General features: G+C 37.0%; 19 protein-coding genes. 9 read left to right on the forward strand and 10 right to left on the reverse strand.

The window, feature by feature from the left end; genetic code table 11:
• Positions 1 to 139 precede the first annotated feature (139 nt).
• The 4 genes from AXE83_RS08870 to AXE83_RS08885 all read right to left on the reverse strand — a co-directional run bounded on the left by AXE83_RS08870 (position 140) and on the right by AXE83_RS08885 (position 5055).
• Complete coding sequence (locus AXE83_RS08870; RefSeq protein ID WP_060956180.1) at positions 140 to 652, reverse strand: GNAT family N-acetyltransferase; 513 nt, start codon at positions 650 to 652, stop codon at positions 140 to 142.
• A 297-nt stretch (positions 653 to 949) separates the two neighbouring features.
• Entirely contained in the window at positions 950 to 1867 is a 918-nt protein-coding gene (locus AXE83_RS11450; protein ID WP_223299858.1) for a DUF6287 domain-containing protein, read from the reverse strand.
• Positions 1868 to 2404: 537 nt separating this feature from the next.
• Entirely contained in the window at positions 2405 to 3352 is a 948-nt protein-coding gene (locus tag AXE83_RS08880; protein ID WP_060956181.1) for an AEC family transporter, read from the reverse strand.
• Positions 3353 to 3429: 77 nt separating this feature from the next.
• Entirely contained in the window at positions 3430 to 5055 is a 1626-nt protein-coding gene (locus AXE83_RS08885; protein WP_060956182.1) for a malolactic enzyme, read from the reverse strand.
• Positions 5056 to 5413: 358 nt separating this feature from the next.
• Between AXE83_RS08885 and AXE83_RS08890 the strand changes: the two genes are divergently transcribed.
• Both AXE83_RS08890 and AXE83_RS08895 read left to right on the forward strand, forming a co-directional pair.
• Positions 5414 to 5764, forward strand: coding sequence for a helix-turn-helix domain-containing protein (locus AXE83_RS08890; RefSeq protein ID WP_060956402.1), 351 nt, complete (start codon positions 5414 to 5416; stop codon positions 5762 to 5764).
• 122 nt (positions 5765 to 5886) lie between these two features.
• Positions 5887 to 6765, forward strand: a complete 879-nt coding sequence (locus AXE83_RS08895) for a LysR family transcriptional regulator (RefSeq protein WP_060956183.1) — start codon at positions 5887 to 5889, stop codon at positions 6763 to 6765.
• A 674-nt stretch (positions 6766 to 7439) separates the two neighbouring features.
• On the opposite strand, the gene AXE83_RS08905 is transcribed toward AXE83_RS08895, so the two are convergent.
• Positions 7440 to 10142, reverse strand: coding sequence for an SEC10/PgrA surface exclusion domain-containing protein (locus AXE83_RS08905; protein WP_060956185.1), 2703 nt, complete (start codon positions 10140 to 10142; stop codon positions 7440 to 7442).
• Positions 10143 to 10293: 151 nt separating this feature from the next.
• Between AXE83_RS08905 and AXE83_RS08910 the strand changes: the two genes are divergently transcribed.
• Positions 10294 to 10629, forward strand: coding sequence for a helix-turn-helix domain-containing protein (locus AXE83_RS08910; RefSeq protein ID WP_047206714.1), 336 nt, complete (start codon positions 10294 to 10296; stop codon positions 10627 to 10629).
• A gap of 40 nt (positions 10630 to 10669) precedes the next feature.
• On the opposite strand, the gene AXE83_RS08915 is transcribed toward AXE83_RS08910, so the two are convergent.
• On the reverse strand, positions 10670 to 11236 hold the full coding sequence (locus tag AXE83_RS08915; protein WP_060956186.1) for a hypothetical protein: 567 nt from the start codon (positions 11234 to 11236) through the stop codon (positions 10670 to 10672).
• 431 nt (positions 11237 to 11667) lie between these two features.
• Here AXE83_RS08915 and AXE83_RS08920 point away from each other — a divergent pair, with 431 nt between their 5' ends.
• From AXE83_RS08920 to AXE83_RS11300, 6 genes are all read left to right on the forward strand, one after another.
• On the forward strand, positions 11668 to 12060 hold the full coding sequence (locus AXE83_RS08920; RefSeq protein WP_060956187.1) for a hypothetical protein: 393 nt from the start codon (positions 11668 to 11670) through the stop codon (positions 12058 to 12060).
• A gap of 72 nt (positions 12061 to 12132) precedes the next feature.
• Complete coding sequence (locus tag AXE83_RS08925) at positions 12133 to 12711, forward strand: hypothetical protein (protein WP_223299859.1); 579 nt, start codon at positions 12133 to 12135, stop codon at positions 12709 to 12711.
• A 1-nt stretch (position 12712) separates the two neighbouring features.
• On the forward strand, positions 12713 to 13435 hold the full coding sequence (locus AXE83_RS08930; protein ID WP_060956188.1) for an ATP-binding protein: 723 nt from the start codon (positions 12713 to 12715) through the stop codon (positions 13433 to 13435).
• Between the two features lie 333 nt (positions 13436 to 13768).
• Positions 13769 to 14398 carry a replication protein gene (locus tag AXE83_RS08935; RefSeq protein WP_060956189.1) on the forward strand — a complete coding sequence of 210 codons (630 nt, stop codon included), beginning with the start codon at positions 13769 to 13771 and terminating at the stop codon, positions 14396 to 14398.
• A 46-nt stretch (positions 14399 to 14444) separates the two neighbouring features.
• On the forward strand, positions 14445 to 14708 hold the full coding sequence (locus tag AXE83_RS08940) for a helix-turn-helix domain-containing protein (protein WP_060956190.1): 264 nt from the start codon (positions 14445 to 14447) through the stop codon (positions 14706 to 14708).
• Positions 14709 to 14774: 66 nt separating this feature from the next.
• Positions 14775 to 15995: a site-specific integrase gene (locus AXE83_RS11300; protein ID WP_060956191.1), complete on the forward strand. Its 1221-nt coding sequence runs from the start codon at positions 14775 to 14777 to the stop codon at positions 15993 to 15995.
• A 106-nt stretch (positions 15996 to 16101) separates the two neighbouring features.
• Here the strand turns inward: AXE83_RS11300 and rpsI are convergent, their stop codons facing one another.
• The 4 genes from rpsI to AXE83_RS08965 form a co-directional block, all read right to left on the reverse strand.
• Entirely contained in the window at positions 16102 to 16494 is a 393-nt protein-coding gene (rpsI, locus tag AXE83_RS08950) for a 30S ribosomal protein S9 (RefSeq protein WP_002893764.1), read from the reverse strand.
• A gap of 18 nt (positions 16495 to 16512) precedes the next feature.
• Positions 16513 to 16959, reverse strand: a complete 447-nt coding sequence (rplM, locus tag AXE83_RS08955) for a 50S ribosomal protein L13 (protein WP_001044622.1) — start codon at positions 16957 to 16959, stop codon at positions 16513 to 16515.
• A 159-nt stretch (positions 16960 to 17118) separates the two neighbouring features.
• On the reverse strand, positions 17119 to 17826 hold the full coding sequence (locus AXE83_RS08960) for a YwaF family protein (RefSeq protein ID WP_060956192.1): 708 nt from the start codon (positions 17824 to 17826) through the stop codon (positions 17119 to 17121).
• Between the two features lie 146 nt (positions 17827 to 17972).
• The gene (locus AXE83_RS08965) at positions 17973 to 19343 is read right to left on the reverse strand and encodes a UDP-N-acetylmuramoyl-tripeptide--D-alanyl-D-alanine ligase (protein ID WP_060956193.1); all 1371 of its coding nucleotides are present in this window, start codon (positions 19341 to 19343) and stop codon (positions 17973 to 17975) included.
• Between the last annotated feature and the right edge of the window lie 44 nt (positions 19344 to 19387).

Below are 19387 nucleotides of genomic sequence, written 5' to 3' on the forward strand. Positions count from 1 at the left end.
CCTCCTAGTGTGATGTTTCATCCTAGGTTAACTCTATTTTTGAGATTCAACCATTTTGGTTTAGTTTTATTATATAAAAAAAGTAGACGAATGTCTACTGGGAATGTTGAGTTTTGGCAAACGACTGGTAATGATGATGCTATAGATTCCTTATCTCAAATACTGCCGTATGAATCCACTCGTTATGCATTTGAAAGTCATTTTCTATGATTTTACTAAAGGTGAAACCATTTTTTAAAAGCACTCTCTGAGAGGCCAGATTGTCCGTTGCCGTCCCTGCGATAATCTTATGTAAACCATAAGTAGTAAAGGCCTTGTCTAAAACGAGTTTAACCGCTTCACTTGCATAACCTAAATTAGTAACATTTTCTCCAATCCTATATCCAAGTTCTGCTGTTTTTCTATCCTTCCCTAAAACACTTAAATTGATTCTTCCGACCATAGTACCTTGTGCATCTCTAATAAGATGCATGTAGACATCATGATTCTCTTGTTCTCTTAACAATTCCCTTGTAATTTCTTTAAAACCTTCTGAATCAAAATAGGTAGCTGGTCTAGGAGGTAAATTCCGCTCAAAATACTCCCGATTTTCTTTTTCAAAAGAATAGATATCTATACTATTTTCTTCAGACATCAGCTCTAAACTTATCATTATAAAACATTTCCTATCGTTCTCTAGATTCAAATTTACTCATATTTACACAAAGTAACATTTACAGGATTTAAAAAGATATCTTTATTTTTTCATATCGTATCTACATTATAACACAACATACTATGAACAAAAATAATATCCAGCAAGGTCCTCATAAATTCCAACATCTTGCTAAACAAGCTGGAACGCTTATGGAAGCTATTTTTAAACCCTACCTGCTTCATCTTCATAAAATGATAATGACTTACAAATAAAGAAGAAAACCACCTCAAATTTGATGAGATGGTTAATCATTTAGTCCACTCTATAAAAGACTTGTTCTGAACTAGCTGGAGCAACTTGACCAGCAATAAGCCTATTTTTACTTGGATCAGAATCAACCCACTTCATAGTAGTCCCCGCAGGATAAATAATCATACCAAATCCTGTATTACCAGTTCTAACACTAAAGTTAATACTTCCATCATTACCTATGTTCATTTTTTCAATATTTCCACTGTTTACTAATCCACTTCTATCGAATGTAAATTCTTGTCCAAGCCCATTTCTCCATGTTCCAACTAGAGTAGAGAAATCACCATTTAGAATAGCTTGCTCATCTATTTTTTGTGATTCAGCATTCGTTTGCTCTTCTTGCGTCGAAGGTTTTTCCTCCGTAGTCGTAGTACTATCTTGAGTAGTCGTTAAACTAGTGGTTGTTGTACTAGTCGTTGTCGTACTACTAGTAGTAGAGAGCTGTTCAGATGTAGGGGTATTCACTGCTTCTGCATCTTGCTTCTTATGATTAAAAAAGAACATAAAACTAGTCAGCACTATAGGAATTAAGGAACATGACAAGAGCAACAGCCAGTTGATGCCTTTTTCTTTCGATCGTAGAACAATCATTTCATCAGCATCCTGATAAATCTCAACTAATTCATTCAATTTAGGTTGAAAATTCAACTCACGAATCGAAATAGTCAGCTCATTTCCTGTATTCAGCTGTATTCTAGCAATCCCATCTACAATACTAGTTATCTTATGCTTCGGTTTATAAGTAAAAGCAGCATTTTTAGCTTCAAGTTTTACAACTAGACCCTCATAGATATGAACAATATCCCCGATTTTGGGCTCGAATTCACAATTTTCAATAGCAGACTTTTGAAAGCTTCCATCATTATTACCGATATAAACAATATCTTCAGTTCTTTTAATTATTTTTCCTATTTTCATTTATAACACCTTTCGATTGTTCTCACCCTAATTATATCATACTAAACTTATACTAGGAAGAAATTGTATAAAACAAAGACTTGTGGTGTAAAAAGTGGTGTAAATTTTGCTAAAAATCATCAAAAAAACACCACATGATGTGAACCATGAAGTGTTTCGAAACGTTGATAGTATGGTGTTGATGAACCTTTTGAGGCAACTGACTTCATCAGTTTGCAGCTACATTTGTAAGCGACTAAAGTCACAACAACTGCGTCAATTGCGCCAATTTAGTAAGAACGTACAAAAAAAGAACACCCCGAAAGGTGCTCTTTGTAAGTATAGTCATTCTTTCGAAGAACGTTTACTAAATTGTGATGCTTGACAAGCTTTTTTCAATCCTAGTTTGAAAAGTTTGGCTTTTAGGACAGCTCAAAAGCGCTTGATAGGAAACGTCCGAAGAGTTTATGCCGATTTTGATTTCAAGAAATAGGAATAGATGTATCTATAATAGTGCAATTTCTTAATGCAAAACTTTCAATCCTATCCTCTTCCTTCTTATCCTAATAAAGTTTGTAATATTGGAATAACAACGATAAATAAAACCGTACTTAGAGTCACCACATTCGTAGAGAATTCCACATCTCCTTTTCCCTGATTAGCAAGGATCGGAAGAACAGCTAAAGCTGGTGTAGCGGACTGAATCATAAAGGTCTTAAATTCTACTGTCGCCATATTTGGCGCAAAGAACTTCAATACAAGAAGCATGATTAGAGGAGCTAGGATAAAGCGTCCAACTAAAGTGACAATTGTATCTTTATCAAAAGTAATAGTTTTCAAGCCTGCCTTTGCAAGAACGATACCAATATAAATCAGAGATAAGGGAGTTACGATATTTCCAACATAGGTTAAGGTATTCGTTGCGAAATCTGGAATAGAGATTCGGAGAATCAAAAATAGCAGAGCCACAAGAAAACCTACAAGCGGAGCTGGTAGCAATTTCTTCCAGTCAAATTTACTTGTCTCCTTGCTTTGACCCGATTTACTGTCACTCGTCATCAAATACACGCCCAATGTCCAGGTGGAAATCGTGTTAGTGATATAGTAAATTAAGAAATAAGGAAGAGCCTGATCCCCAAAAAGAGCAACGTTTAAAGGTAAACCAATAAAAATAGTATTGGCATTCACAAAAGTATTAATCATGGTTCCTCGCCGTCCTGGACGAACCTTGAAAACCATAACTGCAATATAAGCTACGATATAGCCCAAGATAAAGGCCACAAATGTATAAAGGAGACCTCCAGAAAGACTGATTAGTTTATCTAGTGTTAGGTATTTCATCACCGACACAAAGATTGACGCTGGCAAGGCTACATTCATGATCAAACGAGATAGGTTAGGCCCAAAGGCATCTCCAAACCATCCCTTCACCTGAAGAATATACCCCAAAACAATAATAGCGATAATCGGAATGATACTCGTAATCGAGGTTAAAAAGAGTGACATAGGTATCCTTTCTAAATTACTTAAGTCCACAGCCCATACAAATCTGTCGCTAGCAAAGGATAGACAGCAGCAGTGAATTATTTATACTCTGGATACCACTTCAAATCACGAACTGCTTTGGCCATATCTGTTTCCTTAGCACGTGCAAGACCTTGCTCTTGTGCTTTTTTAGCGACTGCTTCTGCTACTTTAATAGAAACATCTGCTACATACTTGAACGGTGGCAAGACAGGAGCTCCTGGTTGGCCTGGATTGACAATACCACTCAATGAATGAGCCGCTGCTCCGATCATTTCATCAGTCAAAAGACTTGCTTCAGAAGCCAGCATACCTAGACCAAGACCTGGGTAAATCAAGGCATTATTGGCTTGACCAATCACATAGTCGACACCTTTATAAGAAACTGTATCAGCAGGAATTCCTGTTGCGACAAAAGCTTTGCCATCTGACCATTCAATCAAATCTTTAGCACTAGCTTCAGCTAGTTTGGTTGGATTTGACAAAGGGAAGATCATCGGACGCTCTGTATTTTCACACATAGCCTCTACTATTTCTTTAGTGAAGGTATTAGGCTGAGTCGAAGTTCCTACAAGAATGGTTGGCTTCACAGTTTTCACTACTTCAAGCAGGTCAGTCAACTTGTCTGCGTTACTAAAGTCAGCACGTTTCTTAGCAAACGGTTTTTGCTCTGGTGTCAAGTCATCCATGTCATCAAAGAGAAGACCTTGTTTATCAACCATAAAGAAACGTTTATAGGCTTCTTCTTCAGAAAGACCTTCACTCACCATTTCACGAAGAACACGAGCGGCAATTCCTGCACCCGCAGTCCCACCACCATAGCAGAGATAAACTTGATCTGTTAATTTTTCACCACTAATATCTAGTGAACCAAAGATACCACCCAAGGTAACGATTCCTGTACCTTGAATATCATCATTAAAAGTTGGAATTTGTTTCCGGTATTTTTCAAGAATATTGGCAGCATTCGAGCGGCCGAAGTCTTCCCAGTGAAGGTAGAGTTTAGGAAAGAGACGTTCTGCTGTTTGAACAAATTGGTCAACGAAGTCGTAGTAACGATCACCGCGAACCCGTTCGTGACGATTTCCTAAGTAATTAGGATTGTTACGAAGTTCTTCACGGTTAGTCCCTACATCAATGACTAAAGGAAGAACCATAGAAGGATCGATTCCAGCAGCACCCGTGTAGACCATCAATTTCCCAACAGAAATATCGACACCATTTGTTCCCCAGTCACCGATTCCAAGGATTCCTTCTGCATCTGTTACAACAATGAGACGAATCTCGCGATCCCCAGCAGCATTTTTCAAAGTGGCTTCAATATTTTCAGGATGATTGATATCAAGATATCCCGCATATTGGGGATCTACAAAGAGGTCACTATAGCCTTCAATGGTATCTGCAATGGTTGGATCGTATACAATTGGATTGAATTCCTCCAAATGTTGAGAAAAGAGGTAATAGAAAAGAGTCCGGTTGGTATTAAAAATTTCCATTAGGAAAAGACGTTTTTCCAAATCATTGGCTTTTGTTTGCATTTGTGCATATGTTTGCGCCGCTTGTTCTTCAATCGTTTGAACATACGGTGGCAGTAAACCAATAAGGCCTAGTTCCTTTCGCTCCTCTAAGGTAAAGGCAGTACCTTTATTGAGGAAAGGGTTGTTTAAAATATCATGTGCAGTCATAGTGCAACCTCCTTTTTACATCTATTATACCACTTAAAATGAATTGTTTGTAAAACTTTGTTGTTTAAAAAATACTATTGTGTACGCATATGTTATAATGAGTCTACGAAGACAATTTTCTAATAAGCTCTTTATACTTAAAACACTATTGTTAATGGCACTTTAAGTTGTTATATTTTATAAAGTTCTGAACTCATAAAACTCTCGATGATCACTATTTACTAAACGTTTCGAGTAAAAGAAACTAATCATACAAATTGGCAATCCGAATTAAAATAAATATTATATAAGTTTGTTATACAATACTTTGTATTTTTTAAGATGTTTTTTTGTCATGCAAAACTTGTATTCTATTTATATGACGAATAAAAACTATTTACAACAATATATTTCCCAAAAAGTGAAATATTTTCGAACACAGAAAAAAATGAGCCAGGAAGAACTTTCGGAACAAGCGGGGCTCGGGCTTAAGTATATCAATCAACTTGAAAACCAAAATGTGAATCTGACCATTCACAGTCTTGAAAAAGTGATTGTCGCCCTAAAGATGACCCCAGAGGAATTTCTCAATTTTGATAGCCTTGAATCAACCTCTGATAAGACCGACAATCTTTCACTCAAAAGAATCAACATGAAGGTTAAACAACTCCCTATTGATAAACGAGAAAAGATGTTGGTCATTTTTGAAAGTATCTTAGATAACCTTTGAAATCCCTGACTCACTTACATTTTAACCGGCGAATACTCGTATAGTCAAATTGTGGGATACGGATAAGATTTATTTATCTGGTGATTTCCAATTTTTTCTCCATTTAATGAAAGTGAGCCCATATGAATTTAAAAGATCTACAATATTTTTATGACCTCTGTCAGCTTCAATCCTATACGGAAGTAGCAAAACAACACAAGGTCAGCCAACCATCTATTTCTTATGCAATCAAGCGCTTAGAGGAATCTTTTAATTGCAAATTGATTCACCATGATCCTTCGCATCGTTCCTTCAAACTAACTCCTCAAGGGCAGATCCTTCTAAAGCATACAGAAAAGATCTTACCTGAGGTTATTTCTACTCGCAAAGAAATCAATCGTTCCTTGGCCCAATACTCTACTGTAGGATTCCCTCCTATTATCATTCAGTATCTCTTTGCTGCCTTAAACGAAAAAGATCAATTCGATTTTTTAAAAAAAGTACGCCCTATCCGCGGTGGCTCCGTAGAGTTATTAAATCTTCTCCTCAAGGGAGACCTTGATGCAAGCCTACTAGGTTTGATTGAACCACTCAATCATCCTTCAATAGAGACGCATGAACTCTTTCATAAAGAACTGTATGTCGTTTTATCTAAGAACCATCCTCTTGCTACTGCTCCTTCCCTCACTTTTGAAGATTTAGTAGATCAATCCTTTATACTTTTAGACGAACACTTTGTTCACCTGAAAGCTTTTGAACTACTTAATCAAAAGCATCAAAACAAGGCAGAAATATTCTTTAAGACTGATGACATTGTCATTCTTAAAGAACTTTTAAAGAAAGGGATCGGCCTTAGTTTACTGGCTGATATCGCACTTTCTGATGAAGATGATGATTTAATAAAAATCCCTCTAATACCGGAGGACCAGATAACATTTACAGTTTATTATGCTTATCTCAAATCAGCTACACTGTCATCAGAAGTAGAAGCCTTATTTAATCTCATTAAATCATATGAATAGAAAAAAACTCTAACTATCAACTACCTGATAGCTAGAGTTTTTTACATTATAGGTATTAGACTAAAGTACGAAGAAATAGGATATGATCGCCGAATCTTTTCATTTACCTGATACCCTTCAAGGAGATTTCTAATTATAATATCAATAAAAAGAACACCCCGAAAGGTGCTCTTTGTAAGTATAGTAATTCTTTCGAAGAACGTTTTGAGTGCAGTGGTTGCCATCCAATCAAACATCGCTTCGCTTGTTTTCTTGGGGCAACTGTGCATAGCATATCTCTATGCGACTAAAGTCGCTAGAGCTATCCTAATTGCGCACCGCCAGTTCTCATAGAAAAAAACACCTTGCAATATGCAAAGTGTTTTCGTTTGTATTCTGCTGTCCAGCAACGAATTAACGTTTAGAGAACTGGCTAGCTTTACGAGCTTTCTTAAGACCTGGTTGGGGCACCACTTATTTCATCTAATTTCAAAGTGCTTTAAAATCAACGTTTTTATAAGTTTTCAAAAAATAAAATTTCAACTAATTTCAATCAGTTTCATTAAAATAAGGTAAACTTTCATAAAAAATAAGCAAAAATCGAACCAGAATATCAAAAGTTTCCCTTATATAAAATTTTTACATGTATACTAATTTGTTTTCATTAGAAAAGAGAGCCACCGCTCTCTTTCTTTTTATCTATTATATTTTCGTTTTCCTGCTAAAGCAAATAGTCCAACACTTGCTCCAAGCAATGCTAAAAGTCCTGAATCCTTCGTTCCTGTATTTGGAAGTTGTTTCTTAGGTTCTGCTTTTGCATTTGTAGCTTGTGCAGGAGCTTGATATGTTTTATCGTCTTTAGTTCCTACTGTCGCAACTACTGCTTTATCCTTAGCCTTAGCCTTCGCATCCACAACATCAACTACTTTACCGTCAGCATCAAGGACAGGTTTAACTTCTCCACCTGCGTTACGGATTTCTTCTGCTCTGTCTTTCAAAGCCTGCAAGCGTTGTTGTTCAGCAAGGTATGCGTCATGGTCGGCTTTGAGTTGCTTAAAGTTTTCATACCCACGAGCCTTAACTTCTGCGATACCCTCAAGACGAGCCAACTCTTCCTTAGCAGTTTCCAACTCAGCACGGAGTACACCAAGCTTAGCATTAGCGTCAGTAAGCTCTTTGTCCAAAGCCTTAAGGACTTCATCACGATTAGTGAGAGCAAGTTCAAGAACTGTATGAGTATCGGTAGCCTCTTTAGACGCTTCACGTTTACGAGCAAGGTCTTGACCAGCTGACTTACGAGCCAAGACTGCTACATCATGAGCCTTAGTAAGGACTTCCAACTCACCCTTAGCTGAGGTAAGAGCCTTGTCTGCATCTGATTGCTCAGCTTTAGCAGTCTCAAGAGCTGTTTTAGCATCAGTAAGAGCCTTAGCTTTGTCAGTAGCGTTTGATTTAGCTAGAGCAAGCGATTCCTTAGCAGTTTGCAAAGCTTGAGTGTCCTGCGCTAGTTTATCTTTAGCATCAGCAAGAGCCTTTTCAAGTGACGGAACATCAATCTTGTTACCTACCAAATCAGAGAGCTGTTTACGAGCATTAGCAAGAGCTGTCTCAGCGTCAGTGTAGTCAGTTTGTGCAGTTGCTACAGTTGATTTAGCTTCTTCAGATGCTTTGAGTGCATCGTTGTAGGCAGTTTGAGCAGTTTCTACTGCCTTAGTGTCTACCTTCTGGGTAGTTGTAGTTACCTCTTTAGTAGGAGAGAGAGTGAAACTAGTCTCATATTTTACCCCAAGCTGACTATAACCAAAACCTAGACCTACACCAAGATTGGTTTTATCGGTATCACGGAAACCTAGAAGTGACAAAGCACCACTATATAGATCTTCGCTAGAACTTGTACTTGTTGCAGACATAATTGTCTGAACAATACCCTCATAAACTACTTGCTTGATTTGAGCCATAGTCGAAACAGTACCTTTGCCTGCGTAATCTGGGATACCCTCTGCTCGAATACCCAAAGCGTCCAAGTTAAACTTAGCTGACTCTTTACCCATAGCTAACTTCTCAGCTAGAGTTTTTGTGTAGTTTGGACTTGTCTTACCATCTGTCACTTTTTCAAAAGGATTTGCGTAATGGTTAAACTGAGTAGCCAATTCAATAGAACTTTCACTAACTTTAAGAGGTGCAGTACCAACCTTAGCACGCAAATCGTTAATGATAGATGCTGCATACAAACTTAATTTAGTTGCTTGCTCTTTAGATAGGTGTTGGAAATCAACAATCTCTGTAGTGTCTGTGTCTTCACTACCATAAGCAATATCTTTACCTTTATAGAAATACTTACCTGTAAAGTTATACCCACCTAGAGTATTGGCACTTACACCTGTCTTCTCGTCAGTATAAGGCTTATTGATTGCCTTCATAACATCAAGAACATTGCCTGTACCATTAGCTAGGGCTTTAATTGCCTGAATATACTCATCAGACAAGGCTGGAGAGTAAGTTGCCTTAGGAACATCGTACATTGTTTCAGAAGATGTGGTTGTTTCAGTAACACCTTGTTTAGCTACGTCAAGAGCTGATTTAGCAGAAGTAACTGCCTTATCTTTGTTAGATTGGTCAGCTTTAGCACTAGCAAGGGCTGTAGTAGCTTGGGTAAGGTTAGATTCAGCACTAGATACCCCACCTTGAGCATCTTTGATGGCTTGGTCTTTGTTGGCTTGAGCCTTTTTAGCATTGTTAAGGTTAGTCTCAGCAGTCTCTACGGCTTGAGTGTCTTCACTAACTTGGTCAGTAAGTGTAGCTACCTCTTCTTCAAGTGGAGCAACATCAGTAGTAGATGAAAGAGCATCTACTTTTTTCTGAGCGTCAGCTACCTTATTAGCCGTAGCAGTGGCAGTTTTCTCAGCGTTAGATACTACCTTAGTTTGGTCTTCAACCTTTTCAGCAGTCGCAGATACAGACTTATCAGCATCCGCTACAGTCTTCTCAGCCGTAGCTAGCTCGTTGGCTTTCTTGTCAGCGTCAGCCTTAGCCTCAGCAACCTTTTCAGGTGTAACCGACTTAACTTCTTCTACCTTTTTAGTAGTTTCAGCGATAGTCTTTTCAACGTTAGCAATGTTTGCTTCAGTAGATGCAACCACTTCTTTTTGCTTAGCTACATCCTGATTAGCCTTGTCAGATTCAGCTTTAGCCTTATCAACATCAGCTTGACTAGGAACTTTAGCAACTACCTCGTCTTTAGCAACTACCTTAGTTGCAGGCTCATTAACGGCTACCTCAGTCTCACTAGCCGATACCCCAGTAGATACCCCTAGAGCCGAGATTGCAAGCGTTGAAATAACTGCGCCAGTACGCAATTTTTTGATGGTGCCGTGACCTTGTGTGTTTGATTCTAGCATGTAAACTCCTTTATGTCTTAAAAGACTGTTTTATGAATAATATTATACCACATTTTACAGTCTTTAAAACACCATTCTAGCAAAAATTTCAGTCTTTTGATAATGATTTATTCAACGAGATAAACTTGTATGATAGTTATGAGGTACTATCATGACTGAAAAAATAAATTTAAGAGAATTTGTTGCAAAACAAATCAGACTTCTAAGACTGAAAAGCGGAATGACACAAGAATATCTAGCAGAAAAGGCTGATCTGGGATTCAACTATATCTATAGATTAGAGAATAAACAGTTAAACGTTAAGCTTGAGACTATTGAAAAAATCATACAAGCTCTTGAAGTTGATATGAATACTTTTTTTAATATTGAAAATCAAAATCAAAGCGGAGAATTTTCACAACTCATTGAAGATATTAGAAACCTACCAACAGAAAAAAGAGAACCTACTATAAAAGCTCTCCGAGATATATTAAAACAAATAAATTAAGCCAAGTATTTTTGAACTTGGCTTTTTTAAATTTGCTAATTTAGTTTTTAGTTCCTCCTTTTATATCATGCCTTGTTTTAGTCTGACTATAAATAAATTGAGGTATATCTTCACCATTCAATGCTTTATTAGCATTAGTGAATAACCAATCTAGTAAGACAGATTTATCATAAGTTTTTCCAAATTTAATGTTAAATTCATTCATCCCAGCTAGTCCATTAGTTGCTTTTTCAATGCAGTCCAATAAACCTAACTCTTCTAGACGTTCAGCTAACCTAAACGAATCTTCTTTTAAATAGTCGTTATATATCTCTCTTTGATATAAATCATTAGTAACAGAAAATCTTCTAATAATATTAAAAATTTCGCTACTTTTTTGAGGCTTAATAGTGGAAGATTTTTCTCGATAATTTTTCTCATATCTTTTTAACTGCGAGAGCGATAAAGTCCCTGCTGTTTTTGTATAAATATTGTATTCAAAATATTCTTCTAAAAAACGTTCTTGTGATAATTTATCTTTTTTTCTTTGTCTGTACAATATTTCAGAAATATTAGAAGAAATAAACTCATCTTGTATTTCTAACTTTAAATCTTCAAAATTAATCATATATTACCTCCTTTTAAAAACATTATAGCACCTTTCAATAATAGTGTCAAAAAAAGATTCTAACCATAAAATTAGAATCCTTTTTTAGTTATAAAAAAATATATAAAATAGTATCAAAAGTTAGATAAAAACTTTAAATGATAAGTTGTTCAATTATTAATATCCAAATCACTTATTAGAAACAATATAGATAAAAAGCCTATTTTAATCGAAAATATTAATCATGATTTATATATTTTACATAAAGAAGATTCTTTAAATAATGGTGTCAAAAAAGAGACACCAACTATATTAATCCCTCACATTGCTCATGGAACAAAAAAAATATATACTAGTGTCATAAGTTAGCTAACCAATTCAAATATAGACCGTCCTATCATTCAAAGTTAAAATTGCTAGTCAGACGGAAGATTAGCAAAGGAGGCATTCATATGTCAAAAGAGAAAAAATTAATCATAGGAAACTACGAAAGCGCGAGAGCATTTTTATATGCTTTGTCAACTTCTATTGATATCTCGTCAGATATCAAAGTAATCAATACAAACAATGGAATCATAAACGAGGGTCAAGATAATCAACGACCATGGGCATCTCTTACATGCGTAGATGTCGAACTCTATGAACAGTTCGCTAGTATTGGTCAAGAAAATTACTGCCCGACGTTCAAAGTCAAGTTGAAGAACTATCAAAACGAGAGTTTAGATGGTTTGGTCAATACTGACATCATACTTAACAAGTATGACTTGTCATTTGTTCTTGACAAGTTGAAGCAACCGGTCGGACTCGCTCTTGTAGCTGAACTTGCTGATATTTCATTAAGATAAGTGACGAACATAGTGAGTTATCATCTGCATTGTGTAGATGATAACTACTCACTATATGACGAGGTAACATATATGTTGATACAAATATTCTTTTATCTTATTCTTGCATTATTTATATGGCAAGGTTTTAATACTCTATACATCTCTCTAAAACGACAGTTTCTCATTGTGTCAGATGAGGTTGTTAAGAGAAATGAAAATTTATGGGAACAATGCCTCTTGTTAACAGGCAAGCAAGTTAAGTTTATAACTACATTGATTCAAAATGTCACACTTTGGTGGTTCAATAAGAAAGCTGATGAACAACTACAAGTCCGAAAAGGTACTGTCTTACAAAACGTGGTCAATCATCTCAATCAAAACTTATCTCATGATTTACAGTTAAAAACTATAAATCCTGCTACCACACGAGGTATAGATGTTTGGATCTATCTCGCTAATAATCTTGACACAAACTCCCAAAAGGAGCTTGAAGATTATTTCATGGGAGTGTTGGCTAAATACACAAATGAATTTGCTCTTGACTATATGCACATAGAAATGAATGTTGGTGCTGGTTGGGTTGCTAAATTTGATGTCAAAACATTTGAAGAGGCGACACACAATCGTATGGCAAGACAGACTGAAATCATTCAAGAAGAGGACTTCTAATATGATTAAAAACGTTTTCGAGGTCAACAGTAGGGGACACCCTTCCCCTTTCAACATTGACATAAACCGATATTTTGCTTGGATTATTGCAGGACCGTCTGGTTCAGGGAAATCAACCTTCTTGCATAGATTTATAGGTCTTGTGGCAACCCATGATACATCTGCTGAAGCTTATTTTATGGATTTTAAAGCTGATGATGAACTATTCTCAATGTCAGGGACTCATGTAGCTCGTGGATTCAACTGTCTTGATATGTTTGAAACTATCTATAATCGCTTTGAAAACAGATTAAGCAAGGTAGAAACGAATGACCACAATCTATATCTTATTTTTGACGAGTGGCAAGCATTTCTAGCTTATCTTGAACAAACTGATAAAAAGAAACACAAGGAAATACTGTCTAAAATGCTAATGATGAATAGTATGGGTAGAAGCCTAGGCTTCAGAATAATTTTATCCAGTCAGCGATTCTTATTGGTAGATTTGCCTGGACGATATAACTTTAATTGTGTCATCAGTTTATCAACTAGCTTTTTGAATGCAAGCAACAATAGACAGTTACTTTTCCCAGATATGGAAAAAGACGAGGTCATCGTCAAGCCTAGGGGATATGGGTATTTTCAAATAGAAGGCGAACCTGTGAGAATGTTTCGGACTATTCCAGTTAAGAATCAGCAAATTTTGAATCTACGAATTCAGGAGCTTTTCTCAAGGTATGAATAGCGGTTTTCCTGCTATACTTGTTTTGACGACAGTAGCCCTTTTTGAGCTATCTCATCGGTATAGTGTCGGCACTTACCAATCAGTAGGAAAATGAGGCCTTGCAAGGGCTTTGAGGGGTGGAGATTTTTCAGCGTAGTATAGCGAAGCCTAAAGCGAAAGCGTAACGAAGTCGAAAAATACTACCCCGTCCCTTGCCAGTCCTCAAGCGTTCTTAGTGTGTGATATCATCGGGCAGGAGAGGCTGGGGTTTGGGGCAAGCCCCAAGAGAAGATTTATTGGGGTTACTACGACCCCCAATAAATCAATAATCAATAATCATAGAAAGAAGACAAAATGGCTAAAGAAAAACGTTCAAATAAATGGGCATTCCTATTCTATAAGGAAAGTGCCCCAGAAAATTATTTAGAAATTCTCGAAGAGTTACACATTCCATTTGTTCTTAGCCCTTGGCATGATAAGGACATTAACAGGGAAACTGGGGAATTTAAAAAATCGCACAAGCACGGAGTCTTATTTTTTGAATCGCTAAAAAGTTATTCCCAAGTGTCAGAGCTTCTTACTGAGAAACTCAATACACCTTCCCACGTTGAAGTTGTCATGTCACCAAAAGGTATGTACGATTATTTCATACATGCAGAAAATCCTGAAAAAACTTTATACAATATAGAGGATATTGAATCAGGTTGCGGATTCGAACTTGATAAGTTCTTGATAGAGCAAAATTCAAATTTATTTCTAGAAACTGTTATCGATGTAATCACCGATAACGATTTTACCGAGTTCGAAGACTTAGTTCACTACGCTAGAAATAAAGATATTTCACTACTGGGATTAATAATTGAACGAACCTACTTTTTTACAAAATTTTTAGATTCTAGACGTTATAATCCACAAAACAACAAAAAAACCTCCTCAGAAGATACTTTGGCGAGCAATACTGATGAGGCAAATACAGATGATTAAAAATCAACTGATACTTCAATTATAGCACAATAGGGAGAAATAACTTATGCAAGTAATTCTACCAGATGAACAAGTTAAACAAATTCAGCTCCTACTTGCTGAACTTATCACAAAAGAAATTGAAAAGAAGCTACACCATAGTAACCTTGAAAGCCCTTTTTTAAACAAACAGCAGGCTTGCCACTATCTAGGCATCTCAAACAATACTCTAGATAGTTGGATCAAGAAAGGACTGCCTACAATAAAAATAGGCAAGACTATACGATTTAATAAAGAAGCCATTAATTCATGGCTTTACTCACAAAACTAGAAATATCTATATTTTTGTTTTATAATAGTCATGATATTTTCTGGTTCGATACACAAGGAGAATATCATGACGACTATCAGTAAGACAAAGAACGGAACTTTTCGCTTAAAAGTTTATATCCCAATAGAAGCACGAATGCCACTTGGAATTGTCAATAGCAACTATTACGATAAGCGATTTAAAACTAGAAAGGAGGCAAGACAAGCTGAGATAGACTTGCTTACCAAGTTAAATCAAATAGAAGATAATGAGTTTACAGGACTAGGAAAAGAAGATATTCTTTTCTCAGACTTCTATAACAATATCTGGTGGGACTCTTATAAAGCAGGACAAACTACATCTACTTCTAAGCCACCAAGCAGGTCAACAGTTGCAAATACCAAAACATGTTTTGAAAAACATATACTACCACTTCTTGGAAACTATACGATACAGTTTCTAAATCAAAATAAGCAAGTTATCCTAAATCTAATGACATCTAAGGCTAATGAATATGCGAACTTCAAATCTTTACGTAGCTATGTGATTTCCATTTTTGATTGGGCAGAAGAACTTGAATATATTGAAGCAAATAGAGTTGCAAAAATATTAAGAAGAATAAAGGCCACTAAAAAGATTCAACTTGCAGAGTCAAAGAGAGAGGAAGATTTATATCTAACTCATGAACAACTCCAAGAATGGTTCTCAGCATTTCAAGAAGATTTAGAGAATGATAAAATAACCCTTAAAGATTATGTCCTATTTTATCTCACTTTTTTCTTAGGCGATAGAAAATCTGAAACCTATGCTCTTCAATGGAAACATATAGACTTTTCAAAATCGCAGATTCAGCTAATTCAAGCTTTAGATAGATATGGACAAGTAAAATCTACTAAAGGAAATAAGAAAACTATTTTCTCTATTTCTAATGACTTACTTCAACTTCTTGCCTCTTGGAAAGAGCAACAAAAATATGAGCTGGCAAAGTTTGGCATCATCAGTAATCCAGAACAATTTGTTTTTACATATATCGATACCAAAGGAAACATCAATAAGCCTTTACACGCCGACTATCTAAACAATAAAATGAAAAGCATCAGAAAGCGACATAAAGAACTGGCACATGCTACACCTCATAAATTACGACATACAGGAGCAACACTTGCTAAACAAGCAGGAATGAGTTTAGAAGCCATTTCTGAAGCATTGACTCATAGCGATACAGGTACAACTCAGATTTATGTCAATACTTCTAATGTAGTTCCTATAGCAGTTGGTGAATTTGCTTTAAAGTCTCTAAAACAATAAGGTAAAAACAAGGTGAACTTTGAGGTAAACTTTTTAAAAAAACACGAAAAAAGCACCCATAAGGTAAACTTTTGAGTGCTTTGAAACGTTGATATAATCGTATTGATTAACGTTTTGAGAATTGTGATGCTTTACGAGCTTTCTTAAGACCTGGTTTCTTACGTTCAACTTTACGTGAGTCACGTGTAAGAAGTCCTGCGCGTTTCAATGAATCGCGGAAGTCTGGGTCTACTTGAAGAAGGGCACGAGCGATACCGTGACGGATAGCTCCTGCTTGACCAGCGTATCCACCACCTACAACGTTAACGAAAACGTCGTATGAACCTGCAGTTGAAGTAACTGCGAATGGTTGGTTGATTACAAGACGAAGGTCAGCGTGTGGGATGTACTCTTCAACATCTTTTTTGTTAACAGTGATTTTACCAGTTCCTGGAACAAGGCGAACGCGTGCAACAGCGTTTTTACGACGTCCAGTACCTGCATATTGTGCTTGTGACATACTTTATTGTTCCTTTCCTTAGATAAGTCCTGAAATATCAAGAACTTCTGGTTGTTGTGCAGCGTGAGTGTGCTCAGCTCCAACGAATACTTTCAATTTCATACCTTGAGCGCGGCCAAGAGTATTGTGTGGAAGCATACCTTTAACTGATTTCTCGATCAAACGTACTGCATTTTTAGAACGAAGTTCACCAGCAGAGATTGATTTCAATCCACCTGGGTGGTTTGAGTGAGTGTAGTAGATCTTATCAGATGCTTTTTTACCAGTCAATTTAACTTTTTCAGCATTGATAACGATTACGAAGTCACCTGTATCAGTGTGTGGTGTGAATGTTGGTTTGTTTTTTCCGCGAAGTACGCTAGCAACAACTGCTGAAAGGCGTCCAAGAGGTACATCAGTTGCGTCAACAACGTACCATTTGCGTTCTACTTGGCCTGGTTTAGCCATGAATGTAGTTTTGTTCATGATTTCTCCTATATGAATATCGTTTTTGTTTACAGGGCGGATGTTCCGGTCCGCAAGTTATTTGAAAGGTTCCGGGGCCTTACAAATGGGGTAAACAATACCGTCTACTATTGTATCAAAATTCTCAGATAAAAGTCAAGAGATTGGGAAAATATTTTTTTATTTCTGCCAGATTCTCAACCTTTTTTCTTCCTGTTCCTGAAGGATTGTCTGAAAAATTTTAGAGACTAAATAAATGGCACAAGTCAGGAATAGGGTAACGACTAGATAATTGATCAAACGACCGTGGTCTCCAACCAATGGCGGTTTTGTCAAAAAGCCATAATCTCCACCCGTCATTAGATTGACCACAAAGATCACAGCATTCAGTGAAGATGTGATGATTAGGGTTCGTTTGAAGTCCAATAAGCTAGCATCGTAGTCCTTCAAAAGATAAATCAAGGAATTTCCAAGGAGGGCTAGGTGTCCGAAAATAAAGGACAGGATAGCGATGTGGGGGAAGGGATAGGGATCTGGCACTGGATAAACAAAGGCTGCCAAAGTCCCAAAGGTTCCTAGCACAGCAAAATACTGTTTGACTCTAGAAACACCAGGAAGCAAAAGCACTATAAACATTGCCAGACGGCAATGATAAAAGGGTAGACTTTCTGTCAAAGGCATCTGATTTACCAAATACCAGCCGTAAAGTAGAATTAATTGAACGGCCTGTAAAATCTGGAAAAATCGTTGACAAACTTTTTTCTCACCATAACGATAGGCAAGAAATACAGTCAATGCCAATAAAGTAAATAGACTTCCATACCAAAGAAGATCAAATTGGGGTGGCTCCGTCGGCTGCGTGCTAAATAAAGCATCCCAAACATTCATGTAACTTTCCTCATTTTCATATAAGCCAATCTCTTACTGATTTTTATAGAGCCTAGCTTATATTTATTTCTTATATTTTTGTGTTCCAAAGAAGCTAATCCTTCAAGACAAATTTACTCTTGAAAAATTTTTCTTATCGAAGAACATTAGTCTTCTTCTTGCAAATTTTCTACTAACTTGGCTAGATTCATAGAGTTCGAACCTTTAAGCAAGATTTGGTCATGTGCTCCAAGACTTTCCTTGACCTGCTTAATCATAGCTTCAAACTGGTCTTCTTCAGCAGTTTTTTTGAAGTAATAAACATGGCCGATTGGGAACATTTGACTGGCTAGTTGAGCCAAGTCAGCGATGTCTTCGCCATAGAAAATAACGGTATCAAGGACATCGGGTGTAATGCTCAAAATCATCTGATTGTGGAGTTGAACAGACTGGTCTCCAAGTTCTTTCATGTCCGCCAGAACTGCGATTTTCTTACCATCTTCATTAGCTGGAATAGCAGAGAAAGTTTCTAAAATCAACTTCATAGCAGTCGGATTGGCATTGTAAACATCTGACAGGATATCTGCTCCATTGGCTGCTTTCTTCCACTCGGTACGGTTACGCGTTAATTCAAGATTTTGGAAGGCCTGACCAATCTGCTCCTCAGTCACTCCTTCTTGCAGGGCAACATAAGAAGCAATCATAGCATTAGTCGCATTGTACTTACCTGTTACTGGCAAGTCAAGAGCCTGCTCCAAGAAATTAACCTTGAAGGTTAAGCTATCCTTACGCTCAGTTAATTCTGTAATTTCTAGTTCTGCACCTGGGCCAAAGCGAACCACTTTTTTGTCAGTAGGTAGATAATCCTCTACAATGGGGTCAGCTGGCGCTAAAAGCAATCCCCCTTTCTCCATACCATCAGCGATTTGCAATTTCCCTTTGGCAATCTCTGAACGGTCCTTGAAGAAGGCCAAATGTGCCTCTCCGACCAGAGTCACAATAGCTGTTTTCGGATGAGCCAGTTCAGACAAAAGATGAATATCTCCCAAGTGATCCTGTCCCATTTCCAAGACCAACTTCTCAGTGTCATCTGGCATATGAAGAACTGTATAAGGTAAGCCAATCTCGTTATTGTAATTTCCTTGCGTTTTGTAGGTTTTGTAGCTTGTAGAAAGCAAATGGGCCAACATATCCTTGGTCGTTGTCTTACCGTTCGAACCTGTAACGGCAAAGACATCTACACCGGTCTTTTGAAGGTAATAGGCTGCAAGATCTTGAAAGGCTGTCAAAACATCCTCTACTAAAATGTATGGATGATCTGCCACTTCCTTTTCTGACAAGGTTGTAGCAGCACCATTTTCAAAAGCCGTCTCGATAAAGTCATGACCATCACGCGCTCCCTTGAGTGGCACAAATAGATCCCCAGCTCCAATCAAGCGACTATCAAACTCTGCCTTGACTAACGGGTTATCCGCATAGCTTGTCATATCATTTTTTGCATTAACAACACGCGCAACTTCGTGAATCGTAAGTTTCATGTTTACTCCTTTAAAAAGGGGCAAGGAGTCCTTCCTCGCCCTTA

The organism is Streptococcus sp. oral taxon 431 (genome assembly GCF_001553685.1).
Taxonomy (GTDB): Bacteria; Bacillota; Bacilli; order Lactobacillales; family Streptococcaceae; genus Streptococcus.

Excerpts from the sequence above, each read along its gene's own strand:
- AXE83_RS08890 (WP_060956402.1), top strand. The coding sequence starts at position 5,414 with ATGACGAATAAAAACTATTTACAACAATATATTTCCCAAAAAGTGAAA.
- rplM (WP_001044622.1), bottom strand. The coding sequence starts at position 16,959 with ATGAACAAAACTACATTCATGGCTAAACCAGGCCAAGTAGAACGCAAA.
- AXE83_RS08925 (WP_223299859.1), top strand. The coding sequence starts at position 12,133 with ATGTTGATACAAATATTCTTTTATCTTATTCTTGCATTATTTATATGG.
- AXE83_RS08940 (WP_060956190.1), top strand. The coding sequence starts at position 14,445 with ATGCAAGTAATTCTACCAGATGAACAAGTTAAACAAATTCAGCTCCTA.
- AXE83_RS08960 (WP_060956192.1), bottom strand. The coding sequence starts at position 17,826 with ATGAATGTTTGGGATGCTTTATTTAGCACGCAGCCGACGGAGCCACCC.
- AXE83_RS08930 (WP_060956188.1), top strand. The coding sequence starts at position 12,713 with ATGATTAAAAACGTTTTCGAGGTCAACAGTAGGGGACACCCTTCCCCT.
- AXE83_RS08920 (WP_060956187.1), top strand. The coding sequence starts at position 11,668 with ATGTCAAAAGAGAAAAAATTAATCATAGGAAACTACGAAAGCGCGAGA.
- AXE83_RS08880 (WP_060956181.1), bottom strand. The coding sequence starts at position 3,352 with ATGTCACTCTTTTTAACCTCGATTACGAGTATCATTCCGATTATCGCT.
- AXE83_RS08965 (WP_060956193.1), bottom strand. The coding sequence starts at position 19,343 with ATGAAACTTACGATTCACGAAGTTGCGCGTGTTGTTAATGCAAAAAAT.
- rpsI (WP_002893764.1), bottom strand. The coding sequence starts at position 16,494 with ATGTCACAAGCACAATATGCAGGTACTGGACGTCGTAAAAACGCTGTT.
- AXE83_RS08885 (WP_060956182.1), bottom strand. The coding sequence starts at position 5,055 with ATGACTGCACATGATATTTTAAACAACCCTTTCCTCAATAAAGGTACT.
- AXE83_RS08905 (WP_060956185.1), bottom strand. The coding sequence starts at position 10,142 with ATGCTAGAATCAAACACACAAGGTCACGGCACCATCAAAAAATTGCGT.
- AXE83_RS11300 (WP_060956191.1), top strand. The coding sequence starts at position 14,775 with ATGACGACTATCAGTAAGACAAAGAACGGAACTTTTCGCTTAAAAGTT.
- AXE83_RS08910 (WP_047206714.1), top strand. The coding sequence starts at position 10,294 with ATGACTGAAAAAATAAATTTAAGAGAATTTGTTGCAAAACAAATCAGA.
- AXE83_RS11450 (WP_223299858.1), bottom strand. The coding sequence starts at position 1,867 with ATGAAAATAGGAAAAATAATTAAAAGAACTGAAGATATTGTTTATATC.
- AXE83_RS08895 (WP_060956183.1), top strand. The coding sequence starts at position 5,887 with ATGAATTTAAAAGATCTACAATATTTTTATGACCTCTGTCAGCTTCAA.
- AXE83_RS08935 (WP_060956189.1), top strand. The coding sequence starts at position 13,769 with ATGGCTAAAGAAAAACGTTCAAATAAATGGGCATTCCTATTCTATAAG.
- AXE83_RS08870 (WP_060956180.1), bottom strand. The coding sequence starts at position 652 with ATGATAAGTTTAGAGCTGATGTCTGAAGAAAATAGTATAGATATCTAT.
- AXE83_RS08915 (WP_060956186.1), bottom strand. The coding sequence starts at position 11,236 with ATGATTAATTTTGAAGATTTAAAGTTAGAAATACAAGATGAGTTTATT.